This is a genomic window from Mycobacterium sp. IS-836, assembly GCF_001954275.1.
In the GTDB taxonomy this organism is placed as follows: Bacteria; Actinomycetota; Actinomycetes; order Mycobacteriales; family Mycobacteriaceae; genus Mycobacterium.
On sequence record NZ_MBEU01000010.1, the window covers coordinates 266,074 to 290,421 of the forward strand.

General features: G+C 65.9%; 28 protein-coding genes and 1 tRNA gene. 10 read left to right on the top strand and 19 right to left on the bottom strand.

Annotated features, from left to right (window positions below; all coding sequences use genetic code 11):
• Position 1: 1 nt before the first annotated feature.
• Positions 2–721, bottom strand: coding sequence for a two-component system response regulator PhoP (gene phoP / locus A5747_RS05800; protein ID WP_076122689.1), 720 nt, complete (start codon positions 719–721; stop codon positions 2–4).
• Between the two features lie 172 nt (positions 722–893).
• On the opposite strand from phoP, the gene A5747_RS05805 reads away from it, so the two are divergent.
• Positions 894–1,616 (top strand): hypothetical protein, encoded by a 723-nt coding sequence (locus tag A5747_RS05805; RefSeq protein ID WP_076122690.1) that lies wholly within the window; start codon positions 894–896, stop codon positions 1,614–1,616.
• Between the two features lie 111 nt (positions 1,617–1,727).
• Here the strand turns inward: A5747_RS05805 and A5747_RS05810 are convergent, their stop codons facing one another.
• The 4 genes from A5747_RS05810 to A5747_RS05825 all read right to left on the bottom strand — a co-directional run bounded on the left by A5747_RS05810 (position 1,728) and on the right by A5747_RS05825 (position 4,313).
• On the bottom strand, positions 1,728–2,135 hold the full coding sequence (locus A5747_RS05810; protein WP_076122691.1) for an HNH endonuclease: 408 nt from the start codon (positions 2,133–2,135) through the stop codon (positions 1,728–1,730).
• Positions 2,136–2,167: 32 nt separating this feature from the next.
• Positions 2,168–2,243: transfer RNA gene (locus A5747_RS05815), tRNA-Thr, on the bottom strand.
• A 344-nt stretch (positions 2,244–2,587) separates the two neighbouring features.
• The gene (locus A5747_RS05820) at positions 2,588–3,649 is read right to left on the bottom strand and encodes an MBL fold metallo-hydrolase (protein WP_076122770.1); all 1,062 of its coding nucleotides are present in this window, start codon (positions 3,647–3,649) and stop codon (positions 2,588–2,590) included.
• Between the two features lie 49 nt (positions 3,650–3,698).
• Positions 3,699–4,313, bottom strand: a complete 615-nt coding sequence (locus A5747_RS05825) for a TetR/AcrR family transcriptional regulator (RefSeq protein WP_083700158.1) — start codon at positions 4,311–4,313, stop codon at positions 3,699–3,701.
• A gap of 86 nt (positions 4,314–4,399) precedes the next feature.
• Between A5747_RS05825 and A5747_RS05830 the strand changes: the two genes are divergently transcribed.
• Positions 4,400–5,731 carry a S9 family peptidase gene (locus tag A5747_RS05830; RefSeq protein ID WP_076122693.1) on the top strand — a complete coding sequence of 444 codons (1,332 nt, stop codon included), beginning with the start codon at positions 4,400–4,402 and terminating at the stop codon, positions 5,729–5,731.
• Between the two features lie 275 nt (positions 5,732–6,006).
• Here A5747_RS05830 and A5747_RS05835 read toward each other — a convergent pair whose 3' ends face one another.
• Entirely contained in the window at positions 6,007–6,783 is a 777-nt protein-coding gene (locus A5747_RS05835) for a DUF732 domain-containing protein (protein WP_076122771.1), read from the bottom strand.
• Positions 6,784–6,852: 69 nt separating this feature from the next.
• Here A5747_RS05835 and A5747_RS05840 point away from each other — a divergent pair, with 69 nt between their 5' ends.
• The gene (locus tag A5747_RS05840; RefSeq protein ID WP_076122694.1) at positions 6,853–7,119 is read left to right on the top strand and encodes a YdeI/OmpD-associated family protein; all 267 of its coding nucleotides are present in this window, start codon (positions 6,853–6,855) and stop codon (positions 7,117–7,119) included.
• 19 nt (positions 7,120–7,138) lie between these two features.
• On the opposite strand, the gene A5747_RS05845 is transcribed toward A5747_RS05840, so the two are convergent.
• The 5 genes from A5747_RS05845 to A5747_RS05865 all read right to left on the bottom strand — a co-directional run bounded on the left by A5747_RS05845 (position 7,139) and on the right by A5747_RS05865 (position 10,901).
• Positions 7,139–7,909 (bottom strand): enoyl-CoA hydratase, encoded by a 771-nt coding sequence (locus A5747_RS05845; RefSeq protein ID WP_076122695.1) that lies wholly within the window; start codon positions 7,907–7,909, stop codon positions 7,139–7,141.
• A 30-nt stretch (positions 7,910–7,939) separates the two neighbouring features.
• Positions 7,940–8,869 carry an MAP_0585 family protein gene (locus A5747_RS25205; RefSeq protein ID WP_076122696.1) on the bottom strand — a complete coding sequence of 310 codons (930 nt, stop codon included), beginning with the start codon at positions 8,867–8,869 and terminating at the stop codon, positions 7,940–7,942.
• 50 nt (positions 8,870–8,919) lie between these two features.
• Positions 8,920–9,345 (bottom strand): lipoprotein LpqH, encoded by a 426-nt coding sequence (locus tag A5747_RS05855; protein ID WP_076122697.1) that lies wholly within the window; start codon positions 9,343–9,345, stop codon positions 8,920–8,922.
• Between the two features lie 167 nt (positions 9,346–9,512).
• The gene (locus A5747_RS05860) at positions 9,513–10,160 is read right to left on the bottom strand and encodes a S1 family peptidase (RefSeq protein ID WP_076122698.1); all 648 of its coding nucleotides are present in this window, start codon (positions 10,158–10,160) and stop codon (positions 9,513–9,515) included.
• Between the two features lie 81 nt (positions 10,161–10,241).
• Positions 10,242–10,901 carry a S1 family peptidase gene (locus A5747_RS05865; RefSeq protein WP_076122772.1) on the bottom strand — a complete coding sequence of 220 codons (660 nt, stop codon included), beginning with the start codon at positions 10,899–10,901 and terminating at the stop codon, positions 10,242–10,244.
• Between the two features lie 156 nt (positions 10,902–11,057).
• Here A5747_RS05865 and A5747_RS05870 point away from each other — a divergent pair, with 156 nt between their 5' ends.
• Complete coding sequence (locus A5747_RS05870) at positions 11,058–11,720, top strand: MFS transporter (RefSeq protein ID WP_076122699.1); 663 nt, start codon at positions 11,058–11,060, stop codon at positions 11,718–11,720.
• Here the strand turns inward: A5747_RS05870 and A5747_RS05875 are convergent.
• Complete coding sequence (locus tag A5747_RS05875) at positions 11,692–12,570, bottom strand: alpha/beta fold hydrolase (RefSeq protein WP_175611194.1); 879 nt, start codon at positions 12,568–12,570, stop codon at positions 11,692–11,694. The two genes, A5747_RS05870 and A5747_RS05875, sit on opposite strands and share 29 nt — an antisense overlap.
• 93 nt (positions 12,571–12,663) lie before the next feature.
• On the opposite strand from A5747_RS05875, the gene A5747_RS05880 reads away from it, so the two are divergent.
• Both A5747_RS05880 and A5747_RS05885 read left to right on the top strand, forming a co-directional pair.
• A complete protein-coding gene (locus tag A5747_RS05880; protein WP_198938128.1) occupies positions 12,664–12,933 on the top strand; it encodes a hypothetical protein in 270 nt (89 codons plus the stop codon).
• 292 nt (positions 12,934–13,225) lie between these two features.
• Positions 13,226–14,782, top strand: a complete 1,557-nt coding sequence (locus A5747_RS05885; RefSeq protein ID WP_076122700.1) for an LCP family protein — start codon at positions 13,226–13,228, stop codon at positions 14,780–14,782.
• Between the two features lie 11 nt (positions 14,783–14,793).
• Here A5747_RS05885 and A5747_RS05890 read toward each other — a convergent pair whose 3' ends face one another.
• Complete coding sequence (locus tag A5747_RS05890) at positions 14,794–15,585, bottom strand: SDR family NAD(P)-dependent oxidoreductase (RefSeq protein WP_076122701.1); 792 nt, start codon at positions 15,583–15,585, stop codon at positions 14,794–14,796.
• Between the two features lie 48 nt (positions 15,586–15,633).
• Here A5747_RS05890 and A5747_RS05895 point away from each other — a divergent pair, with 48 nt between their 5' ends.
• Positions 15,634–16,527 carry an NAD(P)-dependent oxidoreductase gene (locus tag A5747_RS05895; protein ID WP_076122776.1) on the top strand — a complete coding sequence of 298 codons (894 nt, stop codon included), beginning with the start codon at positions 15,634–15,636 and terminating at the stop codon, positions 16,525–16,527.
• On the opposite strand, the gene A5747_RS05900 is transcribed toward A5747_RS05895, so the two are convergent.
• Entirely contained in the window at positions 16,510–17,340 is an 831-nt protein-coding gene (locus tag A5747_RS05900) for an SDR family oxidoreductase (protein WP_076122775.1), read from the bottom strand. The genes A5747_RS05895 and A5747_RS05900 overlap by 18 nt on opposite strands.
• Before the next feature lie 70 nt (positions 17,341–17,410).
• Positions 17,411–18,346 (bottom strand): enoyl-CoA hydratase, encoded by a 936-nt coding sequence (locus tag A5747_RS05905; RefSeq protein WP_076122702.1) that lies wholly within the window; start codon positions 18,344–18,346, stop codon positions 17,411–17,413.
• A gap of 198 nt (positions 18,347–18,544) precedes the next feature.
• Here A5747_RS05905 and A5747_RS24755 point away from each other — a divergent pair, with 198 nt between their 5' ends.
• From A5747_RS24755 to A5747_RS05915, 3 genes are all read left to right on the top strand, one after another.
• Positions 18,545–18,709 carry a hypothetical protein gene (locus A5747_RS24755; RefSeq protein WP_139333140.1) on the top strand — a complete coding sequence of 55 codons (165 nt, stop codon included), beginning with the start codon at positions 18,545–18,547 and terminating at the stop codon, positions 18,707–18,709.
• On the top strand, positions 18,710–20,191 hold the full coding sequence (locus A5747_RS05910; protein WP_076122703.1) for a trehalose-6-phosphate synthase: 1,482 nt from the start codon (positions 18,710–18,712) through the stop codon (positions 20,189–20,191).
• A 69-nt stretch (positions 20,192–20,260) separates the two neighbouring features.
• On the top strand, positions 20,261–20,839 hold the full coding sequence (locus A5747_RS05915) for a hypothetical protein (protein ID WP_076122704.1): 579 nt from the start codon (positions 20,261–20,263) through the stop codon (positions 20,837–20,839).
• A 97-nt stretch (positions 20,840–20,936) separates the two neighbouring features.
• Here the strand turns inward: A5747_RS05915 and A5747_RS05920 are convergent, their stop codons facing one another.
• The 4 genes from A5747_RS05920 to A5747_RS05935 are packed head-to-tail and all read right to left on the bottom strand — an operon-like array spanning position 20,937 to position 24,340.
• The gene (locus A5747_RS05920) at positions 20,937–21,362 is read right to left on the bottom strand and encodes a nuclear transport factor 2 family protein (RefSeq protein ID WP_076122705.1); all 426 of its coding nucleotides are present in this window, start codon (positions 21,360–21,362) and stop codon (positions 20,937–20,939) included.
• A gap of 46 nt (positions 21,363–21,408) precedes the next feature.
• Positions 21,409–21,909 (bottom strand): mammalian cell entry protein, encoded by a 501-nt coding sequence (locus A5747_RS05925; protein WP_369805006.1) that lies wholly within the window; start codon positions 21,907–21,909, stop codon positions 21,409–21,411.
• Between the two features lie 9 nt (positions 21,910–21,918).
• Positions 21,919–22,635: a mammalian cell entry protein gene (locus A5747_RS05930; RefSeq protein WP_076122707.1), complete on the bottom strand. Its 717-nt coding sequence runs from the start codon at positions 22,633–22,635 to the stop codon at positions 21,919–21,921.
• Positions 22,616–24,340, bottom strand: coding sequence for a virulence factor Mce family protein (locus A5747_RS05935; protein WP_076122708.1), 1,725 nt, complete (start codon positions 24,338–24,340; stop codon positions 22,616–22,618). The genes A5747_RS05930 and A5747_RS05935 overlap by 20 nt, the downstream gene beginning before the upstream one ends.
• Positions 24,341–24,348 lie beyond the last annotated feature (8 nt).

A 24,348-nucleotide genomic window follows, 5' to 3' on the forward strand; every position in this document is an offset into this window, starting at 1 on the left:
CTCAGCGCGGCTCCCGAAGCACATAGCCCACGCCGCGCAACGTGTGCAGCAGCCGCTTCTCGCCGGTGTCGATCTTGCGACGCAAATACGACACGTAGGACTCGACGACGTTGACGTCGCCGCCGAAGTCGTAGCGCCAGACGTGGTCGAGGATCTTCGGTTTGCTTAGCACCGTGCCCGCATTGATCACGAAGTAGCGAAGCAGCGTGAATTCGGTGGGCGACAACGACACGGGCTCGCCGGCCTTCCACACCTCATGGGTCTCTTCGTCGAGTTCGATATCGGCGAAAGTCAAACGGGCACTGCGGGGTTCGCCGCCGCCCTTGCCGGCGCGACGCAGGATGACCCGCAGCCGGGCTACGACCTCCTCCAGACTGAAGGGCTTCGTCACGTAGTCGTCGCCGCCCAGCGTCAGGCCCGCGATCTTGTCCTGCAGGGAATCGCGCGCCGTCAGGAACAGCGCCGGCGCGTCGATGCCGTCGGCACGCAGGCGGCGCAGCACCCCGAAGCCGTCCATGCCGGGCATCATCACGTCGAGAATCACCGCATCCGGGCGGGCGTCCCGGGCGCGGTCCAGGGCTTGGGCTCCGTTGGTCGCCGTGTAGACCTCGAACCCTTGGAACTTGAGGCTCACCGAGAGAAGTTCGACGATGTTGTCCTCGTCGTCGACCACGAGGACGCGGGCCTCCGGTTTGGTTTCGGTGGGGCTGGCCGCCGTCATGAGGTCACATCCATGGGGTTATTTCCGTCCCTTACTTGAACGTTGCCTTGGTAATCATTGTGTAGTTCCTGAAAGCTCGTTGCTAATAGTCTGCCAGTAGTCTGCCAGGAATCATCCCATCGGCTTGGACTCGTATCGGCTTATGGGGGTATGTCGTGAATAGACTCGGAGAATGAATCTCGCCAGAAGCATTGTTTCCCTTGCGACCGCTCCTGCGCGAGTCGGGCTTGCCACCGCCGAGGCGAGCTTGAACGTCGCGACGGCGGCGGTAGGTGTCGCGAAGCGAGCGGTGTCGGACGCCGGTGGCGACGCCGGCACCAACGCGGTGACTTCAATGCTGGGCATCGACGACGCGATCATCCGGGCCAATCGGCTCGCCAAGCTGCTCGACGAGGACGCGCCGCTGGGACGGGCCGTGGCACCCGATGGGCCGATGGACCGGTTGCTGCGGCCGGGCGGGGTGGTCGACCTGCTGACTTCCGAGGGCGGTTTGCTCGACCGCCTCACCGCGGAGGGCGGCGGCCTGCACCGCGCGCTTCAGCCGGGTGGGTTGGCCGACCAGCTGCTCGCCGAGGAGGGGTTGATCGATCGGGTGCTGTCGGAGGACGGGCTGGCCGAGCGGCTGCTCGCCGAGGGTGGGCTGATCGACAAGCTGACCGCCAAGAACGGCCCGCTGGACCAGCTCGCCGACGTCGCAGACACCCTGGCCCGGCTGACGCCGGGGATGGAAGCGCTGGAGCCGGCCATCGCCACCCTGCAGGACGCCGTCATCGCGCTCACCATGGTGGTCAACCCGCTGAGCAACATCGCCGACCGCATCCCGCTGCCGGGCCGCCGGCCCCGTTCATCGTCGCGGGCGGTGCGCTCGCAGCGTGTCATCGACGGAGAGCAGTGACCGGATAGGCTTGGACCGGCTTTTTACCCGCCTCCCTAGCTCAGTGGTAGAGCGCTCGCCTTGGTAAGCGGGTGGGCCGCGGGTTAGCTGGATGCTCAGGGGGCGGAAGCATCAATAGGACTGGCCGCCGGCGTACCGCAGTCGCCGGTAGTAGCGACCGCTGCCGCGATTCCTTGCCTTGTACGTCGGCAGCTGGCTGTCACAGTTGGGACAAATGAGCCGCAGGTTGTCACGACGATTGTTGCTTGCGTCTCCATTGATGTGGTCGACGATCAGTGCCAGGGTCACGCCGTTCCAGTTGTCCTTGATTCCACAGATCGCACAACAACCGCCCTGCTGCTCATAGAGGTAGTCCCGGACGTAGTGGCCTTGGTAAGACGTGCGACCGCAGGCTCCGGTGTCGAGCCAGGCCTCCAAGAGCAAGCGTCGGCGGTGTGACTGCTGGCATGCATTGGTGCAGAACACCTTTAGCCGACGCCCTTCGAAATCGCCTCCGCACCCGAGACAGGTCATCGACATACGACGACGCTATCCGTGAGTTCCGACAGGAATGGAGCCGCGTGAGAGACTCGAACTCTCGACATCCGCTTTACAAGAGCGACGCTCTACCAACTGAGCTAACGCGGCCGGGCCGGCTCGATGAGCCAGGACGATTCTACGACGAAGTGTTGCCGTCCGAACTGCGTGCCGACTCGAGCCGGCGGAAGCGCGAGCCAGCGCGGTCGTGTCGCCATGTCGGGCGGAAGTTCGCGGAAGGAGCGTTTTGACCAAGCGAGCGGTCGTCAGTTCAATCCTGACAGGGGGCTCTACGCGTTTACGTGAGAGCTGTCCCGCGTGCGCGGCTCTTCCAGTACCACAGTCAGAACCAGCAGACGTTCGAAGCTACAACCCGAAAGTCGTACGAGCATGGGCTTGATGTCGAGACCGACAGCTTAGCTATTTGGAAGCGCACTATTTCGCGCGCTGGCCCGTCATTTGTTGTCCAACAAGTGTTTACCGGATTCACCTAGCTGTCGCGCCAGTCGGGCGATCCCGCGGAACACCTGCACCGTCGCCAAGGGAGATAAGGCGCCGCTCCGCTGCTCGAGGTTGCGATAGATGGCAGCCACGTTGCCTACGATTACCTCTGGACCTTGCCAGCTCGACCACGGGCTCTCACGGAATTCCCGCGAGGTTACCAGCTCGGCGGCCGCCCGGTAGACGCTCAACCCGCGTCGATGTCGGCCTGGGACCTCGGCCTGCAGCCAGCTCCAGTAACTCCTCAGCCCGGCGATATCAGCAGGCGTAGCGAGTGGGCCATGTCCAGGCACGACGGTCTTGGCATTCAGCGACGTGATGGTGTCGAGTGCGGCGATCCAGTTGTCCGCCGGGCCGTCCCACATGATGGGTGTCGTGCCGACGAACAGGATGTCGCCGGCAAAGACCACCGACGCGCTGGGCACGTACACCAGAAGGTCCCCCGGAGTATGAGCGGGACCGACTTCGATCAGCTCCACAGCCAGCGATCCAACCGAGAGAGTCGTTGTCCCCGTGAATGTTTGATCGGGCCAGCGCAGGCGCACCCGGCTGAATTCGTAGGGAGCGAAGTTTCTGGCGCCGAACCGGCAGTCAGCGCCGATCGGGCCGGGCAACCACTTGCCGGCGGCGAGAGCCTTCTGGATAAGCGTCAATTCCCGTGGCGATTCGCGATTCATGGCATCCCGGCTTGCCTGGGAGGTGATGATGGTGGCCTCTCGCGGCATCAGCGAGTTGCCCCACCAATGATCGCCGTTGGAATGGGTGTTGATGACGTGCCGAATCGGTGCACGCGAAATGTGTCCATCCGCGGCGTCGAGGAATCTCCGTGCCTGACGGTGATCCCAGCACGTGTCAATGACGGCCGCTTCGTTGCCTCCGAGGACCAATCCGCAGTTGGCTTCGCCCATTCCACCGTTGGGTTGCATCCATGCGAAGACGCCGGATTCGAGCTCATGCAGTCCGCCCGCGTAGCGGACCGGTTCGCCCAACAGACTCAGCCCGCTCGCGTTGCTCAACCGCCCATCTATGTCACCCACACGCATCTTGCTCCTTTCCAACGATCGCTTACATGGCCCTGTGTGGTGCGCTCACCGAGGCGGTCAGCGCCCGCATGACGAAGTCGACGAGGTGGCTCACGAACTCAGCCGTGAGCGGTTGACGGGTGGACAGCACCCGGAAATGAACTGGTGCGATGAGCATTTCGAGCACGAGCGCCGGATCGGTGGCTTGATTCAGCTCACCGCTCTCGATTGCGCGATGGATCATCGGTGCGGCTGCCTGATAGCGGGCCCGCCAGAACGCGCGTCGGCTCGCCGCGGTGGCGTCGTTGTCGACGACATATGCCATCGTCCGAGTCAGGCTGGCGCCCAACGGAGTTGACAGATAGGCGGACAACGACGCGGTGAACGCGGTCAGGTCGCCGCGCAAGCTGCCGGTGTCGGGGGTGGGAATCACTTGCTCGCTGTGTGCGAGCAGGGTGTCGGCGATCAAGTTCTCCCGGGTGCCCCAGCGTCGATAGATCGAGCTGTCGTGCACGGCTGAGCGCCGGGCTACTTCGGGCACGCTGACCTTGTCGATGCCGCACTCCCGGATGAGGTCCAACGTCGCGGCCTGCACGGCGGCGCGGACGCGCGCCGACCGGCCACCGGGACGCAGGCGGGGTGTATCGGGCGTGGCCACCCCGTCATCATAAACGCAGAGGATTTGCATTAGCACTATTTCGCGCCTAACGTTAACGCAGAGATTCTGCGTAAAAAGGAGGCTGGATGGCGTCACGTTCACTGCTGCGCCGGCTGTTCATTTCGGGCTGCGCGCTGACGGGGGCCACCGAGGCGGCCGCGGCGCGACTGGGTACCGCGTTCTTCCTGCCCGCGCTCTTCGTCGACCGGTTCACCCATATGGGTGGCATCGACCCGCAGGTTTTCGCCGCCCAGCTCGAGGCGTGCCGCTCCTTCGGTGAAGCCCGGTGGACCGAGCACTGGGGCGCCATCGCGAACAACCACATGGAAGCCGCCGACGCGGCGCTGGCGGCGCTCGGCGCTCCCCTCGTGCACGAACTCAGTGACCCCGAAGCATCCGTCGATATCGATGCGCTCGGTCAAGCCCTGGCCCCGGCCGCGCTATTCGCCGCCGATCGCGGCGCCATGCCGCCCCCCGACGCCGCGAGACGATTCATCGCCCAGGCTCCCGAGGCCACGACGGCCGTGACAGCGACCGATGAGCTCATCAAAGTCATCACGTACAAGTTCGCCGAAGCCTGGCCCGGCTGGAGCCCGAAACGTCTGCGGGCCTATGCGGTGTCGCAGCGGCTATGCGAGGTGCTCACCTCAGCGTTGGGGCCGCACGCCAACGGTGTCATCGAGCACGTCAGCATCCCGGTGCCCGGCGGCGACACCGTGCGAGCCACCGTGGCGTTCCCCGCCGGCGCGGACCGGCTCCCAACCATTCTGTGTAGCAACGGCCTTGAGGGAACGGTGCCCGAAATCCTCTTACCCGCTTTGGCCTACCGGCGCCGCGGCTTCGGCGTGCTCTGCATGGAGATGCCCGGCACCTACAGCTACCGACAACCACTCGCGCTCGCCGCCGCCGACGTCTATCGCGCGGTCATCGACTACCTGACCACACATCCCCGCGTCGACGCCGAAAGTATTGGAATGCTCGGCGTCAGCTTCGGCGGTTACTGGGCCATCCGAATGGCCTGCGCCGACAACCGGTTACGCGCAATTGTCGCCAGCGGCGCGCCCAGCCACCACAGTTTCCAAGCCGGCCGCAATATCGGCACACCTGAAATATTCATCCAGACGCTGACCAAGGCCACGCACGCGAAGAACCCTCGCGACCTACTCACCAAACTCCAGGCACTGTCGCTGAAAGACCGGTACGCGCAAATCACCGCTCCCCTGCTGGTCATCAATGGCGAGAACGACACCCTGTTGGCCACTCAGGACTCCATCGACATTGCTACATGCGCGCCCGGCGGACTGCTCAAGCTGTACCCCGATGATGATCACTGCGCGATGCGGCACGCCCCCGACTGGTTCGAGTTGTCGATGCAGTTTTTCTCCACTCACCTGGCGGCTAGGCCCGTCACCGTGTGACACGCGGCGCGCGCGTGAATGCCGAGCGGCCGTTGCTGGTCCACGAACATTTCGCATTGGCCGCCAGCATCGTCGGGGAAGTGACGCCGCGATCTGTTCGCGGGTGAATCGGCAGCTGAGAGGCTTTAAACAGGTCAAAACCATGCCATCGTGTTACCGGAATTAACACAGACCGACACGCTTTAAAGGAATCGTTCGGGGTTGATTAGTCAGCCCCACATCCCGCACTCAAGGAGTGGTTGAAACGCGACTACTTTGAAGGTACCTACTGCAATTTACGGGTGGCCCGGGATGTCTGGCAGGCCATCGCCGATGCCGTGCAGATCACGTTGGATGCCTTGCAAATCGCCTTGGATGGCTTGCATGCCAGAGAGTGCATTCTGGAGGTTCTGCTGCGCGTCGCCAGTGCTTGCAAGTTGGTACTGAGGGCAGTACGAAACGACCGCGCCAGTGGCGAACACCGCGCTTTGATTGGCATCCCATATCGACGACCGCTGCACGAAGCTGACGGCCTGCCCGAAGTCGGGTTGGTGCGCCAGGAAGTCGCAGACCGCGTGCCCTTGCGTCATCACGTATTCCTGGCTGGGAACGGGTACGCCTTCTTGCTTCAACGCGCCGATGAACGCCATGTCGACAACGTCAATCCGCGGAGGGGGTGGTTTCGGCGCAACCGGTTTGGGCGGCGCGACCGACGGCGGGCTTTCCGGCGCCTGCGCCGATGAATCCTCGTGGTGGGACGCGAGTATCACCACGACCGCGGCGGCGACGGCTATCAGAGATAGGGGCAACGCCGCGAAGAGGCCCAAGCGTCGGCGCAGCACGTCGTTGCGCTTACGAGGGGTGATGCCTGCGTTGTCGCCCCGTGACCGGGTGTCCGCCACAACATCGGCGTCCACCGCCGTGGTGAGAGATGTCCCCGCCTCGTGGGCCAGGAGCTCGTCGAGAAGTTCGTCGGCCTCTCGGGACGACGGCTGACGGCCCTGCTCGCGGATCGATCGGCGCGTAGCAGCGAGGAGCCGCAATTCTGAGTCGATCGTCTCGCGATCGCGCATATCAGTCAGTTTGATGGTCCCGCGACGCTGTGACAAGTCCCGGGGCATCGTGCAGGTTAGGCTGGCCCCGTGAGCAGCCAGCGAGTGCCCGGTGGGGTGGTGCACAAACTGCCCGCCGACCTGCGCCAGGCGCTGATCGCGAACTCCACCGCACTCACCGCGTGGAACGACATCACGCCCTTGGCGCGCAACGAATTCATCTGCTGGGTCGAGGATGCCAAGCAACAGAAGACCCGAGAGCGCCGCATCCGCCGAACCCAGGAAGAGCTGGAAGAAGGCATGCGACGGCCCTGCTGCTGGCCGGGCTGCAAGCATCGCGAGCGCACCGGCAAGTAGCCACCCTGGACCAACCGCGCTATTTCTTGTCGCGCTTGCGCGACAGGAATTGCCGCATGTGGTGTTGCGGCTCGCCAGTCAGGAATGCCAGGCCGAACTGCTCGATGCTGTCTTCGACCGCCCCGTAGACCGTCATGTCGAACCATTTATTCAGCAGGTGCTTTTGTTGTCGCACCGCCTGCGGCCCGAATCCGGTTAGCTTCCTTGTGAGTTCGGCAATGCGGGCGTCGAGTTCGCCGGAAGTGGTGACCTCGTGTACCAAGCCCCAGCTGACGGCCGTGTCGGCATCGATCGTCTCACCGGTCAGCAGTAGCCACGCCGCGTGCGAGGCCCCGATCAACTTCGGCATCAACGCCGAGTGGATAACCGAGGGAATTCCGACCGCCACTTCCGGCATTCCAAACTTGGCCGCCGCCTCTGCAATTCGCAGATCGCACGACATTGCGATCTCCAAGCCGCCGCCGAGGCACCAGCCCGCGAGCCGGGCGATGACGGGGACCGGGCATTCGCGGATCGCTTCGCACAGGTCCGCGAGCCGGCGGATGAACGCCTCGCCGCTGGACCGGTCCAGGGTGACCATCTCGTTGATGTCGGCACCGCCGATGAACGCCTTCTCACCCGTTCCCCGCAACACCACGACCCGCACGTCACCGTCCTGGTCGACGGCACGAAAAGCGTCGGTCAGCTCCGAGATGGCGCCGCTACCAATGATGTTCAGTGGCTTCGAGTTGATCAACTCGATGGTGATCACGCCGCCGTCACGAGCGACCTTGGCGAAGCGTCCGCTCATAGGCGTCGCAGTCCGTTGCGCTGCTCGGCGTCAGTACAGCGGGACCCAAACACCGAAGAACCAGTATCCCCAACCGCCGTACTGCCAGTTGAAGACCGGGATGACGGTAAAGGTGTTGTACTCGAACGGTCCGAAGTCGCTCTGCGCGTAGACCACGTCGCGGTCGCGCGGTCCGTCCCACGGCCGGTTCCAGCCGCCGGGGGGCGGCGGGCCGTCCCAGCCGCCGGGAGGCGGCGGGCCGTACCAGTTGGGCGGCGGGTGGTGGGGAGGCGGGCCGTCGTTCCAGCCGTAGCCTCGCTCCCGCGGCGGAAGCGGCGCGCCGCGGCCCGGGATGCTGAAGCCAACGCTCGCGTCGATGGGGCCACCGATTTCCGCGCTGCCCCGTGCGATCTCTCCGCGCGGCGGGATGTACGCCGGGTGCGGAGGCTGAGTGCTCGGCGGATTCAAGGCCTGACGCTCAGTTGGGCCGGACGACGTGCTGGTATTTGCACCCGGCGTCGTCGTCTGCGCGCTCGTCGACGTGGTCTGCGCGCTCGTCGACGTGGTCTGCGCGCTGGTCGACGTGGTCTGCGCGCTGGTTGACGTGGTCTGCGCGCTGGTCGACGTGGGCTGCGTGCTTTGGGTCGTCTGAGGCTCGGTGCTCTGAGTGGCCGGAGCCTCCGTGGTTTGGGTCGCGGGCGGAGCGGTGGTTTGAGCCGGCGCCGTGCTGTGCGTCGGCGCCGGCGCGGTGGTTGCCGGAGCCTGCGGGTTCTGTCCGGCCCCGCCGGAAACCCCACCACCGCCGGAAATCCCGCCACCGCCGGACACCCCGCCACCGCCGCCACCGCCACCGTGGCAGTTCGGGCACGGCGGCGGCGGATCCATCGGCGCGGAGTTCGCGAACCCTGGATTCAACGTCAGCGCGGAGATGCCCAAGCCCGCCGCGACCGCCGCCGCGCTGACGACACGTTTCCTAGACATAGCTGTGTCCCCTCTGGGGCTTCGGCCCCGACGATGTCTGACTAGCGCCCCTACGGGCAGGTCACCTGTATCTCGAACGACTTGGTCACCTGCTTCGGCTGCTGCGGGTTGCTCATGTCGGCACCCGTGGCCGTGCCCTTGATCGCATACGACTTGCCGTTGACCGCGGCTCCGGCGTTGGCGCCCTGGTTGTTCGGTGCGGCATCCGAGAAGCCCAGCGAGATGCCGTTGACGCTGCCAAGCCCGACCGAATGGACGATGGGTGGATTGTCGTTGCTGACCACCGCGCCGACGCCGGCGGTCGGGTCGCCAATGCCGATGGTGGTGTTGGCGCCGGCCGGGGTGCACGTGACGGGCCCGCTGACGTTCTGGTTCTGCCCGTCAACGATGACCTGCGGGCCGGCCGGCGCTGAGCTCGACGACGCACCCGTATTGGACTTGTTGCTCGAACAGCCGGCGCAAGCCGCGACCACCATGGCCGCGCCGGCGACGCCGACTACGATCCCACGCTTTAGCACTGCTCTCCTTCGTCTCGCTGGTCCCGGACCCGTCGTCGGAACCTCGTCAACAAAGGCAGACCCTACCGGGCCCCCTCGGACGGGCCGCACGATGGCGCCCCGGCGAATACCGGATGCCCCCACGTTTAGGGCAGAATTCGCAAGCCCCACCGGCCGAGCAGTGGATTCACGAGTGCGAAGTATGTCGTGTTGTCGTCACCCTCAGGCGAAGACATCAACAGACCGACGGCACTCACGGTGCCGTCGGCGTTCTTCACGAAGCCAGGGCTGCCGCTGTCCCCCTTGAGGCTGTAGACGCTGGCTTCGACTACATCGCCCTCGATGCTCGTGACAGTGCCGCAGGTCTCACCGGTGACCGCGCCGATTTTGCAAAACGGCATGCCCACCTTGATTTGGGGAAGGCTCAGCACATCCCGCACCGGATACCTGCCGCCGACATCGCCCACCGGCGCACCGAGGTTCGGGTCGAGGAGGATGATCGCGGCGTCCCGCTTGTCGCCTTCCTGCTCGCTGGCCGAGATCCTGCCCAGCGGGACGTCGTTGCCGTAAGTCCACACCGAGCCGTCGTGCGCGTCGCAGTGTCCGCTCGTCATGAGGAAATAGCTGCCGTCGTTGCCTTGGGCCGCGAAACCCGCAGTGCACGAGCTACTTTCGTCTTGGACCTGGACGCCCGGCGTCAGACCGGGATCTGGTCGCGCCGGGCTCGCCAACACCGTCGCGGAGATCGCCATGACGCCGACCCCGGCGAGTCCCCGTAACCACGGTTTGGCCATGGCGCTCTCCTTCGGGCATGCCGGTGTGAACCGTCAGATGATCTCATCTGAAGACGCGCCGCGTGGCCGTTTTCCGCTGCGTCAGGGAAGAATGTGCAAGCCCCACTTGGCAAGTAGCGGATACACGAGTGTGAAGTACGTCGTGTTGTCGTCGCCGTCGGGTGAAGACATCAAGATCCCGACTGCACTCACGGTGCCGTCGGCGTTTTTTACGAAGCCTGGACTACCGCTGTCGCCGTTGAGGCTGTACACGCTCGCCTCGATGACGTCGCCCTTCTCGCCTTTGACGACGCCGCAGGTCTCACCGGTGACCGCGCCGAGTTTGCAGAACGGCATGCCCACCCGAATCTGTGGGAGGCTCAACACATCCCGGACCGGATACCGATCACCGACATCACCCGTCGGCGCTCCGACGCTGGGGTCCAGGCGAATAATTGCGGCGTCCCTAGTGTCGCCCACCTTCTCGCTGGCGGTGATCATCCCGAGCGGACGATCCTCCCCGTAGGTCCAAACCGAACCGTCGTGCGGATCGCAGTGCCCACTGGTGAGCAGGTAGTAACTGCCTTCGTTGTCCTGCGCCGCGAAAGCGGCTGTGCACCCGCCGGTTCCGTCGGCGACGTGCATGCCCGGCATGGGGCGTGACGCCAAGTCCGGGTCCGCCGACGCCGCACCGGCGACCGACGTCGCGGCCACGATCACCGCACCGACCAGCGCGGGCACCCGCAACCACCGAAAGGTCACGCCGTCCTCCTCCAGTTGTGTCCGCAGCATGCTAGCAGTGCGCGGCGCCTCCTACCTGGCGAGCGGAACGGGAGCGTGGCGCCCCGATGGTCGCGTGGGCGACGGTTCCAAGAATTTCGCAAGGATTCCTCAAGCGCATGGGCTGACGATTCAGCCGTGACGCCGACGACAATCGAACACGCCCGCGCCGAGGCCCATCCCGCCAGGCTGGATTCCAGGCTCTGGTTGATCACGGTGGCGTGCACACTGCTCCCGGTGATGATCACCCTCGATGCCACGGTCGTGAACGCGGCGCCGCGGGCGTTGATCGAGCGAGTTGCCTCGACCGGGGCCGTCGCGTGGTCGGTGACCGGCTACACCCTGGCGATGGCGGCGGTGATCCCACTCGCCGGCTGGGCCGCCCGCCGGGTGGGCGCGAAACCGCTATTCCTGGGTTCGGTGCTGTTGTTCTCCTGGGCATCTCTGCTATGTGTGCAGGCCCCGAATGTCGGTCTGCTGGCGGTCTTTCGGGCATTCCAAGGCCTCGGGGGTGGAATGCTCATACCGCTGTTGCTGATCATCCTGGCCCACGCCGCCGGACCCAAAAGGCTAGCCCGGGTGCTGGCGCTCAGCATGGTTCCCATCTCGCTGGCCCCGATCTGCGGACCGGAGGTCGGCGGCTGGTTGGTCGACTCGTTCGGCTGGAAGTCGATCTTCCTGATCAACATCCCGATCGGGGTGCTCACGTTGATCGTCGCGGGATTCGTTCTCCCCGAGGATGTTCCAGCGCCCAGCGACCGCTGCGCGATTGTCAGCCCGCCTGGTCGACGCGCCGGGTGAGGAAATCCAGGACGGCGCCGGCGAAAATGTCGTTGCGGTCCCCGGCAACCATGTGCCCGGCGCCGCGCACGTCGGTGAACTCGACTTGCGGGAAACGCGCGAGGAATGCGTCGGCACTCTCCTGGCTGACGAGGTCGCTCATCTGACCCCGGATCAACAGCATGGGCACGCCGTCGCGCAGGATCGCATCGACGGCCGCGTGCATGCGATCGGCGTCGGTGACCTCGAATGGGGGAAACGGCGCCTTGCCGCTGATGAATTGGGGATCCCAGTGCCAATACCAGCGGTCGCCCCGGCGGCGCAGGTTGGCGGTCAGACCGTCCAGATCGGTCGGCCGGGGCCGGTGCGGGTTGTACTCGGCGATCGCGTCGGCCACCTCTTCGAGAGAGGCGAATCCCGATTCCACCCGATCGGCCATGAAGTTGTGTATCCGCGTCGCCCCGGACTGCTCCATGTTCGGCACGATGTCGACCAGAACCACCGCGCTGGCGATGCCCGGTGAGAGCTCGCCCGCGAGCAGCATCGAGGTGAATCCGCCCAGCGACGCGCCAACCAGAACCGGTTGTGGCGGCAAGTTGTCCAGAACTTGTTGGACGTCTGCGGCGAAGCTGACGACGCGATAGTCGCCCTCGCTGGACCAGTCGGACTCGCCGTGACCGCGTAAGTCGATCGTGACGGCTTGCCACCCGCGCCGGGCCACAGCGGCGGCCGCACGGGCCCACGAGCGTCGGGTCTGTCCACCGCCGTGCAAGAAAACCACGGCGCGCGCGTGGGGGTCGCCCCAGCGATCCGCGACGATACGAACTCCGCCCGGCCCCTGGGTCGAGAACTGCTCTGGTGCGGTCGCCATCAGGAGATCGTAAGACGGCCCGCCAAGGGGATCAGTCCTGCCGCGACGCCTGGCTGCGGCGGAGCCGCTAAGCGGGACGCTTACACTCCTGTGATGCATCCCGCGCAGGCGACGCGCAAGCTGGCGAAAATCCCGGTTGCGGTGGGGATTGGCGTTGTAGTGCTGCTCGGCGCGCTCGCGATTCCGGTCAAGGAGCGCTGCGGTGCGCCCGGGTATTCGTGCGCGACCGCGTTGGACGCGCGGGGCTACGTGCACTATTACTACGAGGTCGAACCGCTGGGCGTGTACCTCGCCGAGTTCGCCACGGGCTCGAACATTCGCCTCTGCTACTCATCGGGCGAAGACCTCGTACCGGCTCGGTGACGAGTTGGCGTCAATTTCGGCGGTCGAGTAGCCCGCTCGAGACCTTCCCGAGACGCGCCCACCCCCGACGGGGGTGTAGCCCGGCCAAACGTGCAGGTAGCGGGAAGATTGCCGCCGGCCGATTTCATGGTTTCCGGCGGGTGAGGCTGCCCACAATCGGCCCATCGGCGGCCTTCTCGATTGGGGGCTTCACAGCAAGCTAACGCATACTTGACCTCATGCTTTTAGCGCTGTCACCGCAAACCGCCGTCGCGGTAGCGAGTGCTGCGCTGGATACGGGCCGGGGTTTGTGATGGCACGCTCGGGCGGCGCCCATCGCCGCCACCGAGCCGTTCGTCAGCCGTCACCAATTCGCAAAGGGCTGACACGCAGCTTCATGTCGCTGGTCTCGGTGGGGGCCATCCTGATGACCGGAGCGGGCTACTACGTGGCTCACGGGGCGCTGGGCGGCATCACCGTCTCGGACGCCCTGAGCCCCGACGATCCGCGATCCAGCGGCGACAACATGAACATCCTGCTCATCGGCCTGGACTCCCGAAAAGATCAGGACGGCAACGACCTGCCCTCCTCGATTTTGCGGCAGCTGCACGCCGGCGATTCCGACGACGGTGGCTACAACACCAACACGCTGATACTCGTGCACGTCGGGGCCGACAACAAGGTGACCGCGTTTTCGATCCCCCGCGACGACTGGGTGCCGTTCAACGGGGTTCCCGGCTATAACCACATCAAGATCAAAGAGGCCTACGGGCTGACCAAGCAGTACGTTGCGCAGAAGCTTGCCAACCAGGGTGGGAGCAGCCAGCGGGAGCTCGAAACCCGCGGCCGCGAAGCCGGCCGTGCCGCGACCCTGCGCGCGGTGCGCAGCCTGACCGGCGTTCCGATCGACTACTTCGCCGAGGTCAACCTGGCCGGGTTCTATGACTTGGCGCAGACCCTGGGCGGCGTGGACGTGTGCCTCAACCACGCCGTCTACGACTCGTATTCCGGTGCGGACTTCCCGGCCGGCCCACAGCGGCTGGACGCCTCGCAGGCGCTCGCGTTCGTCCGGCAGCGTCACGGCCTGGACAACGGAGACCTGGACCGTACCCACCGGCAGCAGGCGTTCATCTCTTCTGTCATGCGGGAACTGCAGGACTCGGGAACGTTCACCAACATCGACAAGCTCAAGGGTCTGATGGCGGTGGCGCGCAAAGATGTTGTGCTGTCGACCGGTTGGGATGAGGACCTGTTCCGCCGCATGGGTGAACTGGCGGGCGGCGGCAACGTCGAGTTCCGGACGCTGCCCGTGGTGCGCTACGACAACATCGGCGGCCAGGACGTCAACATCATCGACCAGGCCGCCATCAAAGCCGAAGTGGCCCAGGCGATCGGCGCCGCGCCAGAGACGACCACGCCCGCTACGACGGCAAGCAAGCCCAGTCCGTCCACGGTCGTCGACGTCATCAACGCGGGCAGCATGAGCGGCGCCGCCAGTGAGGTATCCCGCGCGCTGAAAAAGCGCGGCTACACCGCGGGTCAGGTCCGCGACCGCCAATCGGGCGATCCGACGTCCACCACGATCCAGTACGGCACGGGCGCCGAAACCGACGCACAGAGCCTCGCCACGCTGCTCGGCCTCGACGCCCCCAAACAACCCGATCCAAACGTGCAGCCCGGACACATCCGCGTGACCGTGGATACCACTTACTCGATGCCCGCCGCCGACGACACCAGCACTACCGACGAGACCACCACCACGACGACGACGACCACCAAGACCAATCGCTACGGGTACGCCACGAGCACCTATCCCACACCCGATCAGGGCAAGCCCATCGGCGGCGGCGGGGTGCCCTGCGTTAACTAGCCGCGATCGGGCTAGGCGTGCGTGCCGCCGTCGATGCGGATTTCGGTGCCGGTGATCCAGGCGCCGTCGTCGGAAACCAGCATGGCGATCACGCCGGCGATCGCGGAGGGCTCGGCCATCCCGGCCCCACTGGATTCGACCGTCGTGGGCAGGATCGGCATGAGGCGGGGGAACAACGACCAGTCAGCGTCTTTGGGAATGTATCCCCCAGTCGCGTCGGTGATTCCGGACTTGATGCTGCCGGGCGCCACGCAAGCCGCACGCAGACCATCCTTGGCGTATTCGAGGGCCAAAGAATGGGTGAAGGCCTGGATTCCGCCCTTGCTCGCGGCGTAGGCCGCCATGTAGGGATGGGCGAACGAGGCCGACGTGGAGCTGAAGTTGACGATCGCGCTGCGCGAGTTCCCCAGCAGCGCCGGAAGCGCCTCGCGCACCACCAGAAACGTTCCGGTGAGGTTGATACCGACGATCCGGTTCCACAGTTCCAGGCTGGTCTCGTGGGTGTGCGCGGCCCGCAGGACGCCGGCCGCGTTTACGAGCGAATCGAGGCCGTCGAGTGTCTGGACGGCCCAGCACACGCCGTCGATCACCGAATCTTCGCTACCGACGTCCATCGGCATAGTGGTGAGGCGGTCGGCCGTTCCGGCCTTCTCCGCCTGGCCCTGGGTGGCGGCCAGCCCGTCTTCGGCGACGTCTGAGGCCACGACCCTGGCCCCCTCGTCGAGCAACCGCAGCGCGGTGGCCTGACCGATGCCTGACGCCGCGCCGGTCACCAGGATCCGCTTGCCCTCGAGTCGGTTCATCTAGCACATCTTTCACCAAGTCCCTGCAAACGCGGCATGGTGGACGGTATGGAGATCGGATTCATCGGTCTGGGGAACATGGGCCACGGCATGGCGACGAACCTGCTGGAGGCCGGCCACCGGATCACCGTCTACAACCGCTCGCCGGACAAGACGGAGGCGCTCGTCCAGCGGGGCGCGACCGCGGCGCGCAGCGTGGCCGAAGCCAGCACCGGTGAGGTCGTGTTCACGATGCTCTCCGACGACGACGCCGTCGAGGAGGTCGCGTTCGGAGCGAACGGAGTCGTGGCTTCGCTGGCCCCCGGCGCCACTCACGTCTCGTCGAGCACCATCAGCGTCGCGCTGTCGGAGCGCCTGGCGGCCGCGCATGCCGAGGCCGGACAACGCTATGCCGCGGCACCGGTGTTCGGTCGGCCCGAAGCCGCTTCTGCCGCAAAGCTTTTCGTCATCGCCGCGGGCGCCCCGCAGGTTCTGGAGCCGTTGGTTCCGCTGTTCGAGACCATCGGGCAGCGGACCTTCGTGGTGTCCGATCAGCCGCACACCGCCAACCTGGTGAAGCTCAGCGGCAACTTCCTGCTTGTGTCGGCGATCGAGTCCATCAGCGAGGCCGTCGCGTTGGTCGCCAAGGCGGGGGTCGACCGGCAGCAGTACGTCGACATCCTCACCTCGACGTTGTTCACCGCGCCGGCCTATCAGACCTACGGCGGGCTGATCGCGCGTCGGGAATTCGAGCCGGCGGGGTTCGCGTCGCGTCTCGGTCTCAAGGACGTCCGGCTGGTGCTCGCCGCGGCCGAGGCCCTCCAGGTGCCGCTGCCCGTGGCCAGCGTGCTGCGCGACCGTCTGCTCACGCTCGTGGCAACCGGTGGCGGGCACCTGGACTGGTCGGCACTGGCCACCCTCGCGGACCGCGACGCGGGCCTGACGTCAGACGACTCCGCGTAGCCCGTCGGCGCCGAACGCGGGTTCCAGCATCGCGGAATAGTCGGGTCCGCGGCGCAGCATCATGCCGCCGTCGGCGTTGATGACCTGGCCGGTGATATAGCTGGCGGCATCGCTGAGCAGAAACATCGCGAGGTTGGCGATGTCCTCGACCTCACCGGGCCGAGGCAGCGGCGTGCACACGCGATAGTCCTCGCTGACCTCCGGCACAGCGAACACGGGCGCAACCAGATCCGTGCGGATCAGGCCAGGGCGGATGCTGTTGACCCGCACCCACGAGGCACCGAGTTCATCGGCGGCCAGTTGCATCATGTGGTCGATGGCGGACTTGCTGACCCCGTAGGCGCCGAACCACCGGTGGGTGTTGCTCGCCGCGATCGACGAGATCCCGACGAACGAACCCCCGCCGCCGCGCACCAGTTCACGCGCCGCGTGCTTGAGCACGTACATAGTGCCGTTGACATTGAGGTCGACCGTGCGCCGCCACGCCTCCGAGTCGATCTGGGTGATCGGCCCGATGGTCTCCGAGCCGCCGGCGCAGTGCACCACACCGTGTAGCCGGCCGTGCCAGGCCGTCGCCGCGTCCACCGCGCGGGCGGCCTCGTCCTCGCTGGTGACGTCGGTGGGTTCATATCGGATGGAGCCGTCGGCGTGGAGCGCTTCGATGTCTTCGACGGCGCCTGCCAGCCGGTCGGGATTGCGGCCGACGATCATGACCGAGGCACCGGATTTGACCAGCCCCGCCGCGACGCCCTTGCCGATTCCGCTGCCACCGCCGGTGACCAGATACGTCCGGTTTTCGAAAGAAAGCTGCACGCCGCGCCCCTTCACGCCAAAACTGAAACACGTTCTAGCAATAGAACCATGCGGGCGGACGAGCTGTCCGCTAGGGCGTATCGCGGCGGGCCAGTTTCGTCGGTTTCGCGTTGCGCCAGTCCTCGACATCGGGCGGCTGGCCGACCGCGTACCTGTTCTCGTTGTGGGCGGCCCAGTGCGCATGGCCCAGCTCGTGAATGTGGAACGCGTGCCGCAACGCCTCGGTGAATCCCATTGCGTCGGAGGCGGCGTTGACCGAGTCCTTGACGAGCAGCGCCGCCATCGTGGGCCGGTCGGCGATGCGCCGGGCGAATTCCAAAGTCTTGTCCGCTAGCTCATCGACCGGGAATACCTTCGACACCATGCCGAGTCGATAGGCGTCGTCGGCGTCCAGCGCATCACCGGTCAGCAGCAGCTCTTTGGCCTTACGGGGGCCGAATTCCCAAGGGTGACCGAAATATTCGACGCCCGGCATCCCGAGGCGCGCTGCGACCACATCGCTGAACTTCGCATTATCGGCGGCGACTATCAGATCGCACGCCCAAATCAGCATCAGGCCGGCCGAGATCGCGTTGCCCTGGACCTGGGCGATGGTGATCTTGCGCAAATCGCGCCAGCGGCAGGTGTTTTGGAAGAAGTAGTGCCACTCCTGCAGGTAGATCTTCTCCGCGATGGGGTCGCGGGTCCCGCCGTTGATGCGGAAGCTCGGCAGCTGGCTGCGCTCGGCGATGGCCAACTCCGAGCCCAGGTCGTGACCGGCGGAGAAATTTTTGCCGCGCGCCGCCAGGATCACCACCCGCACGGTGTCGTCGGCCTCGGCACGCAGGAACGCCTCGTCGAGTTGCACCAACAGGCCGCGGCTCTGTGCGTTGTGGGCCTCGGGCCGGTTGAGCCAGATCCGCGCGATGCGGCCCTCGTCGAGGGTTTCATAGGCCACCAGATCGTCGGCGCCGGCATCGGCCGCGTTGGGGCCCGCTTGCGCGTCGGCTTGATCGGAGACAGTCATTCCGCCCACCTACCTTGTCGTCGGGCTCGTTACAAGTTGGCGTGGATCCGTAAATCCCGTGCCGACCCTTTGCACATTACGTCCATTGCCGAAGGCGCTGATCACTGGGTCGATACCAGTACGAACCGGCGCCAGGCCAGTGGGCAGCATTCCGAGAGACGCCTGCGGGCGAATATTCGCGTCGCATAGAGTTATGTCATGCCTACGAAATCTGACCCTGGCGAACTCGGCGATGTGGAGCCGCTGGCTGACAGCACCGCCAGCCAGGCCAGGCGTGTCGTCGCGGCCTATGCCACCGACGCCGACGAGTGCCGCATTTTCTTGTCCATGCTCGGTATTGGACCGGCGAAACTCGACACCTAAATGGCTCCCAAGGGAGGCCAGAACTCGAAAACTAGGCACTACGGCGATTCCGACTTCGTGGTGGTCGCCAATCGGCTGCCCGTCGATCTCGAGCGGCTCCCCGATGGCACGACCTCGTGGAAACGCAGTCCCGGCGGATTGGTCACCGCGCTAGAGCCGCTCCTGCGCCGCCGGCGCGGGGCCTGGGTCGGCTGGCCGGGTGTGGTCGACGATGTCGTGGACGTGGTCGACGAGCCCGTCGCCCAGGATGAACTGCAACTTCATCCGGTACGCCTGTCCGCCGACGACGTCGCCCAGTACTACGAGGGCTTCTCCAATGCCACGCTGTGGCCGCTGTACCACGACGTCATCGTCAAGCCGATCTACCACCGCGAATGGTGGGAGCGCTACGTCGACGTCAACCGTCGCTTCGCCGAGGCGGCCTCGCGCGCCGCCGCCGAGGGCGGCACGGTCTGGGTCCAGGACTACCAACTGCAACTGGTCCCGAAAATGCTGCGCACGCTGCGGCCCGACGTGACCATCGGTTTCTTTCTGCACATCCCGTTCCCCCCGGTGGAGCTGTTCATGCAGATGCCGTGGCGCACCGAGATCATCGAAGGGCTGCTGGGCGCCGACCTGGTGGGCTTCCACCTGGCCGGCGGTGCCCAGAATTTCCTGTTCCTGTCCCGCCGGCTGGTCGGGGCCAACACCTCGCGCGGAGCGGTCGGCGTGCGGTCGCGGTTCGGTGAGGTGGAGCTGGAATCCCGTACCGTTCGCGTGGGCGCCTTCCCGATCTCCATCGACTCCGGCGCGCTCGACCACACCGCCCGCGACCGCAACATCAGGCACCGCGCCCGCGAGATCCGCGCCGAACTCGGCAACCCCCGCAAGATCCTGCTCGGCGTCGACCGGCTGGACTACACCAAGGGCATCGACGTCCGGCTCAAGGCCTTTTCCGAGCTGCTCGCCGAGGGTCGCGCCAAACGCGACGACACGGTGCTGGTGCAGCTGGCGACGCCGAGCCGCGAACGCGTGGAGAGCTACCAGATTCTGCGCAACGACATCGAACGCCAAGTTGGGCACATCAACGGCGAATACGCCGAAGTCGGCCACCCGGTGGTGCACTATCTGCACCGCCCGGTGCCGCGCGAGGAACTCGTCGCTTTCTTCGTGGCCAGCGACGTCATGCTGGTCACGCCGCTGCGCGACGGGATGAACCTGGTGGCCAAGGAATACGTCGCGTGCCGCAGCGACCTCGGCGGCGCGCTGGTGCTGTCCGAATTCACCGGAGCGGCATCCGAACTCCGGCAGGCCTACCTGGTCAACCCGCACGACCTCGAAGGGGTCAAGGATGCGATCGAGGCGGCACTGAACCAGCCGGTCGAAGATGGTCGACGCCGGATGCGCGCGTTGCGGCGCCAGGTGCTCGCCCACGACGTGGACCGCTGGGCGCGGTCGTTTCTCGATGCGCTCGCCGAGGCGAATCCCCATGACGCCAAATAGCGGCCAGGGACCCATGGTGTTGCCACCCAAACGCTGTGATACTCGATGCAGCGTGAAGGGAGGGACACTGTGAATCTGCGTCGCGGGCTGGCGGCCGGCGCCGGCATCGTCTCGGCAGTTGCAATCGGGATCGCGCTGGAGTCCGGCGACCCCGCGCACGCGGTCGGTCCACCGGCGGATGGCAACTACAGCTTCAATGAGGCCGGTGTCTCGGGGGTTACCTGGACGATCACGGCACTGTGCGATCAGCCATCCGGCACCCGGAACATGAACGACTATTCCGACCCGATCGTTTTTGCGATGAACTGTGCTCTGAATGTCGTGAGTGCGACGCCCGAACAGATCAGCCGCGCGGACAAGTTGCAGAACTTCAGCGGCAGGGCGCGCTACTCCAGCATGCTGTGGACCTTCAAGGTGGACAAGAGCGACGGCGTGTCATGTCCGGGAGGCGGCACCGCGCCGTCCACCGAAACGTATGCGTTCAGCGACGAAACCATGAGCGGCACCCACACGAGTCTGCACGGTCCCGTCTGTGGGCTGCAGCCGGAGATGAAGAAGCAACCGTTCTCGCTGCAGATGACCGGGCCGCCACCCAGCCCGATCCAACGTTATCCGTTGTACTGCAACGGCATTGCGATGTGCTACTGAGCTTTCGTCGTTAGCGGCGCGGCCGAGCGGGTGTGCTCTGTTTCAAAATTTGATAGCGCATGTGCTATCAAATTCGGGCGCGACTTGCCCGTGCCCTTCAGGACGGCCGCCCCGGCGGCCGACCGGACGTCCAGGTGACATGCATCGTGGTACGGGTGATTCGCCACCCTGCGGGAATTTGCACAAAATCGGCCTCACTCCAGGTGCCCGAGCTGAACAGATCGCCTTCGGGGTGGACGTGGTGATTGACCTGGTTCCAGCGGGCCGATGCTCCAGAGCCGCTGGGGCTCGCATCGACCAGGTAGTTCAGGCCGAGGTGTTGGGTCCGGGCGAAGCGCAGCACGCCGTGGCGTGTATTCGCCAGGATCTCGTCGATCCCCTCGGCATTCCCGATCGGAAATGCAACGGCCGCATCCTCGGTGAAAAATCGACGCGCCCAGTCCTCGTCGAAGTTGCGCTCGTCCAGTGAGCACAGGTATCGGTCGACCAATTCGGCGATCTCGCTCTTGATCCCAATGTCCATGCGCCCACGCTAAAACCTCAACAACACTTGAGGTCAAGTCGCAGCGCTAAATCGGCGTGATGTAGGCGATCAGCCATTGCTTGCCGATCTTTTTGAAGTCGACGCGCAATCGGCTGCCGTCGTACAGCGGTTGGCGTGACTTGTCATTCACGGTGCGGTTCATGTAGACCATCACCGATCCCGAGTCCCGCGTGGCGGTCATGACGCCGACGCCGACGACGTTGGCCTGGACCACCACCTCTCGCTTCTTGGCCTCGGGAATGATCTGCGTGTTGGCGCTCTTCTGAAACTCCGCGCGATATTCGGGAGTCAGCAACGGGTAAGCGGCCGAGAGGCTGCGTTCGACGGTCTGGTAGTCGTAGGCGAAGACCTCGGGTATCCGCTTGGCCGCCAGGCCGGGCAACTCCGCGCGCGCCGCCGCCTCGCCGCGGGTCTCCACCCGCTCCCAGTAGAACCACCCGGCCGCCGCGGACAAACCGACGACGAGCGCGATCGACAGCGAGACCGCGACGGCCGTCAGCCACCTCCGAAAGCGGGGCCAGGGCACCCGACGCATCTAGTTGCCCCCGTCGGGATACTTCAGGTCGTAGCCGGTCATGCGGCCCTGCTCATCCTCGTGCACGATCACCCGCAGCCGATAAGGCATGGACGGCTTGTTGTTTCCGTCGATGTCGGCCACCGTCACCCGCACCGATACGAGCACCGAGGCGTTGTCGGTGACCGCGTCGACACCTTCCAGGGCGGCGCCGTTGACGACGGCCTCCGACGTCGCGTTGGTCGAGCGGAAGATGCCCTTGAGGTTCTCGATGTTGTTGTTGGCGCCGAGCATGCCGCGCAGCGGGCCGCTGGTGCCGTTGTAGAAGCGGTTCACGCTGTCGTCGATGTTGTCCTGCTTGTAGCTGAACATGTTGACCACCGTCTGCGTGGCGGTGTCGACGAAGCGTTGGTCGCGGGCTTGTGCCGCTTCGGCGTGCCGCTGCTGGACGAGCATGAAGGCCAGGCCGCCCGCCAGCGCCGCGATCGCCAACAGCGCGGCGGCGAACGAGATCCATCCGACCAGGACGCGGTTCGGCCGCCGCCGCGGTGGCGGCTTGACCGACTTGAGGGCCCTGACGGATTTCGCTGGCCGCTTCGGCCCCTCCGGAACGTCGACCCGCGCGGTAAAGCCCTCGTCCGACGCGCCCTTCGCCGGGCCCGCTGCGCGCGATGCGCGCCGTCGAACGCGTTGAGTCGTTTCGGTCACTGCAGCCCCACTAAAGAGGCCTTGGATCAAGCATGAGGTCCACCCAATTCTCGGCGCCGGATGTGCCACTGGCGCCGGGCGCGAAGATACCAGTGCCGCCGGCCGGGTCCACGAAGGCTCCGGTGCGTTGGTCATAGGTGGCGTAGGCCGGGCCGCTGGCCTGCGGCGCCGGCTGCCCGGGCGGCGGCCCCCACGGCTTCTCCGGTCCCGGGCCCGCCGGCGGAGGATTAATCCCCTCCGGCGGTGGCGGCGGCGGCAGCCACTTCGGATACTGAAGCTGCGGCGGCACAGGCGGTATCCCGGGCGGCTGCCACGACGTGAACGGCGGCGGCGGCCCGTTGTCATTGGGCGGCGGCGGGTCGTACGCCGGCTGGTGCGGCGCCGGCCCAGGCCCGGGGACTACCCCGGGAGGGGGCGGGCCGACGATCGGAGTGCCGGGATCGGGATCTGCGCCCGGTGGGACGTACGGGAACTTGTTGGGCGGCAACGTGTTCAGCCCGTTCGTCACCGGCGTGTCGTAGGGCACCGGCGGACCGCGCCACGGGTTGCGGCCAACCGGCACGTAGCCCCTCGGGTCGCGGCAGAGCTGGATCGTCGGCGCCCGCTTGCCGGGGAATTCCTGACACGGATAGTTGCGGGCGCCGCGCACGGTGCTCGGATCGTTCTGAGCGACCTTGCAGTACATGTCCCTCGGGAGCTCCCGCAGCGTCTCGTCGGCGGGTGTGCGCATCATCGGCGGGGGCAGGAAGCCGACGGCGCACGGCGGCGGGTCGTTCAGGTCGAGCTTAAAGTCCAGCTTGGCGCCCTCGTCTTGCGGAGCGCCGCCGGCCGCGGTGGTGATCGCGGCGAACAACGGGGGCAGCACCACCAGCAGCTGCTCGATCGACTTGTGGTAGATGACGCCCACCCGGCCCAGGTTGGCGAGGCTGGCGGCCAGCGCCGGGAAGGAGGGGCGGATACCGGAGAACGCGGTGCTGGCCTCGTCGGCCGCGCTCGGGGCGTTGGCCAGCGTCGAGCGAAGCTGCGGGTCGGCCTGCCGCACATCGGAAGTGAACCGCGCCAAGCCATCCGACAGCGTCTTGATGTCGGCGCCGGCACGGATCTGCGATTGCAGGAACGGACCCGCCTGATCGATCAACTGCGACACCTGCGGATAGTTGACGTTGGCCTCGTCCACCAACAACCGGGCCGACTCGATCAGCCGGGCCAGTTCGGGTCCCGAACCGTTGGCGGCGATGAACGTCTCGTGCAGCAGCTCACGCAACCGCGTGTCGCCCAGGCTGTTGACCAGTGTCTCCGCCCGCTTCAGGAGGTCGGCGACCTCCTGGCCGATCCGGGTGTTCTGCCGCTCGATGCGAGATCCGTTGCGCAGCTTGGCTGATGACGGGCTGGCCGGCGGCACCAGGTCGATGTATTGCTCACCGACGGCCGACACGCTCTTGACGGTGGCGGTGACGTTCGACGGAATCGGCGTGCCGCTGTTGAGCCGCATCTCGGCGGTAACCCCGTTGGGGTTCAGCCCAACGGACTCCACCCGACCCACCTCGACGCCCCGGTAGGTGACGTTGGCGTTTTTGTACAGGCCGCCGCCCGCGACGAAGTCGGCGCTCACACCGTAGGTCCCGATGCCGAACGTGGCCGGGAGCCGCAGGTAGAAGATCGCCATGATGGTCAGCGTGACGGCGGTGATCACCGCGAAAATCCACAGCTGGATCCTGGTCAGTTTGTCGATCATCTGCGCCG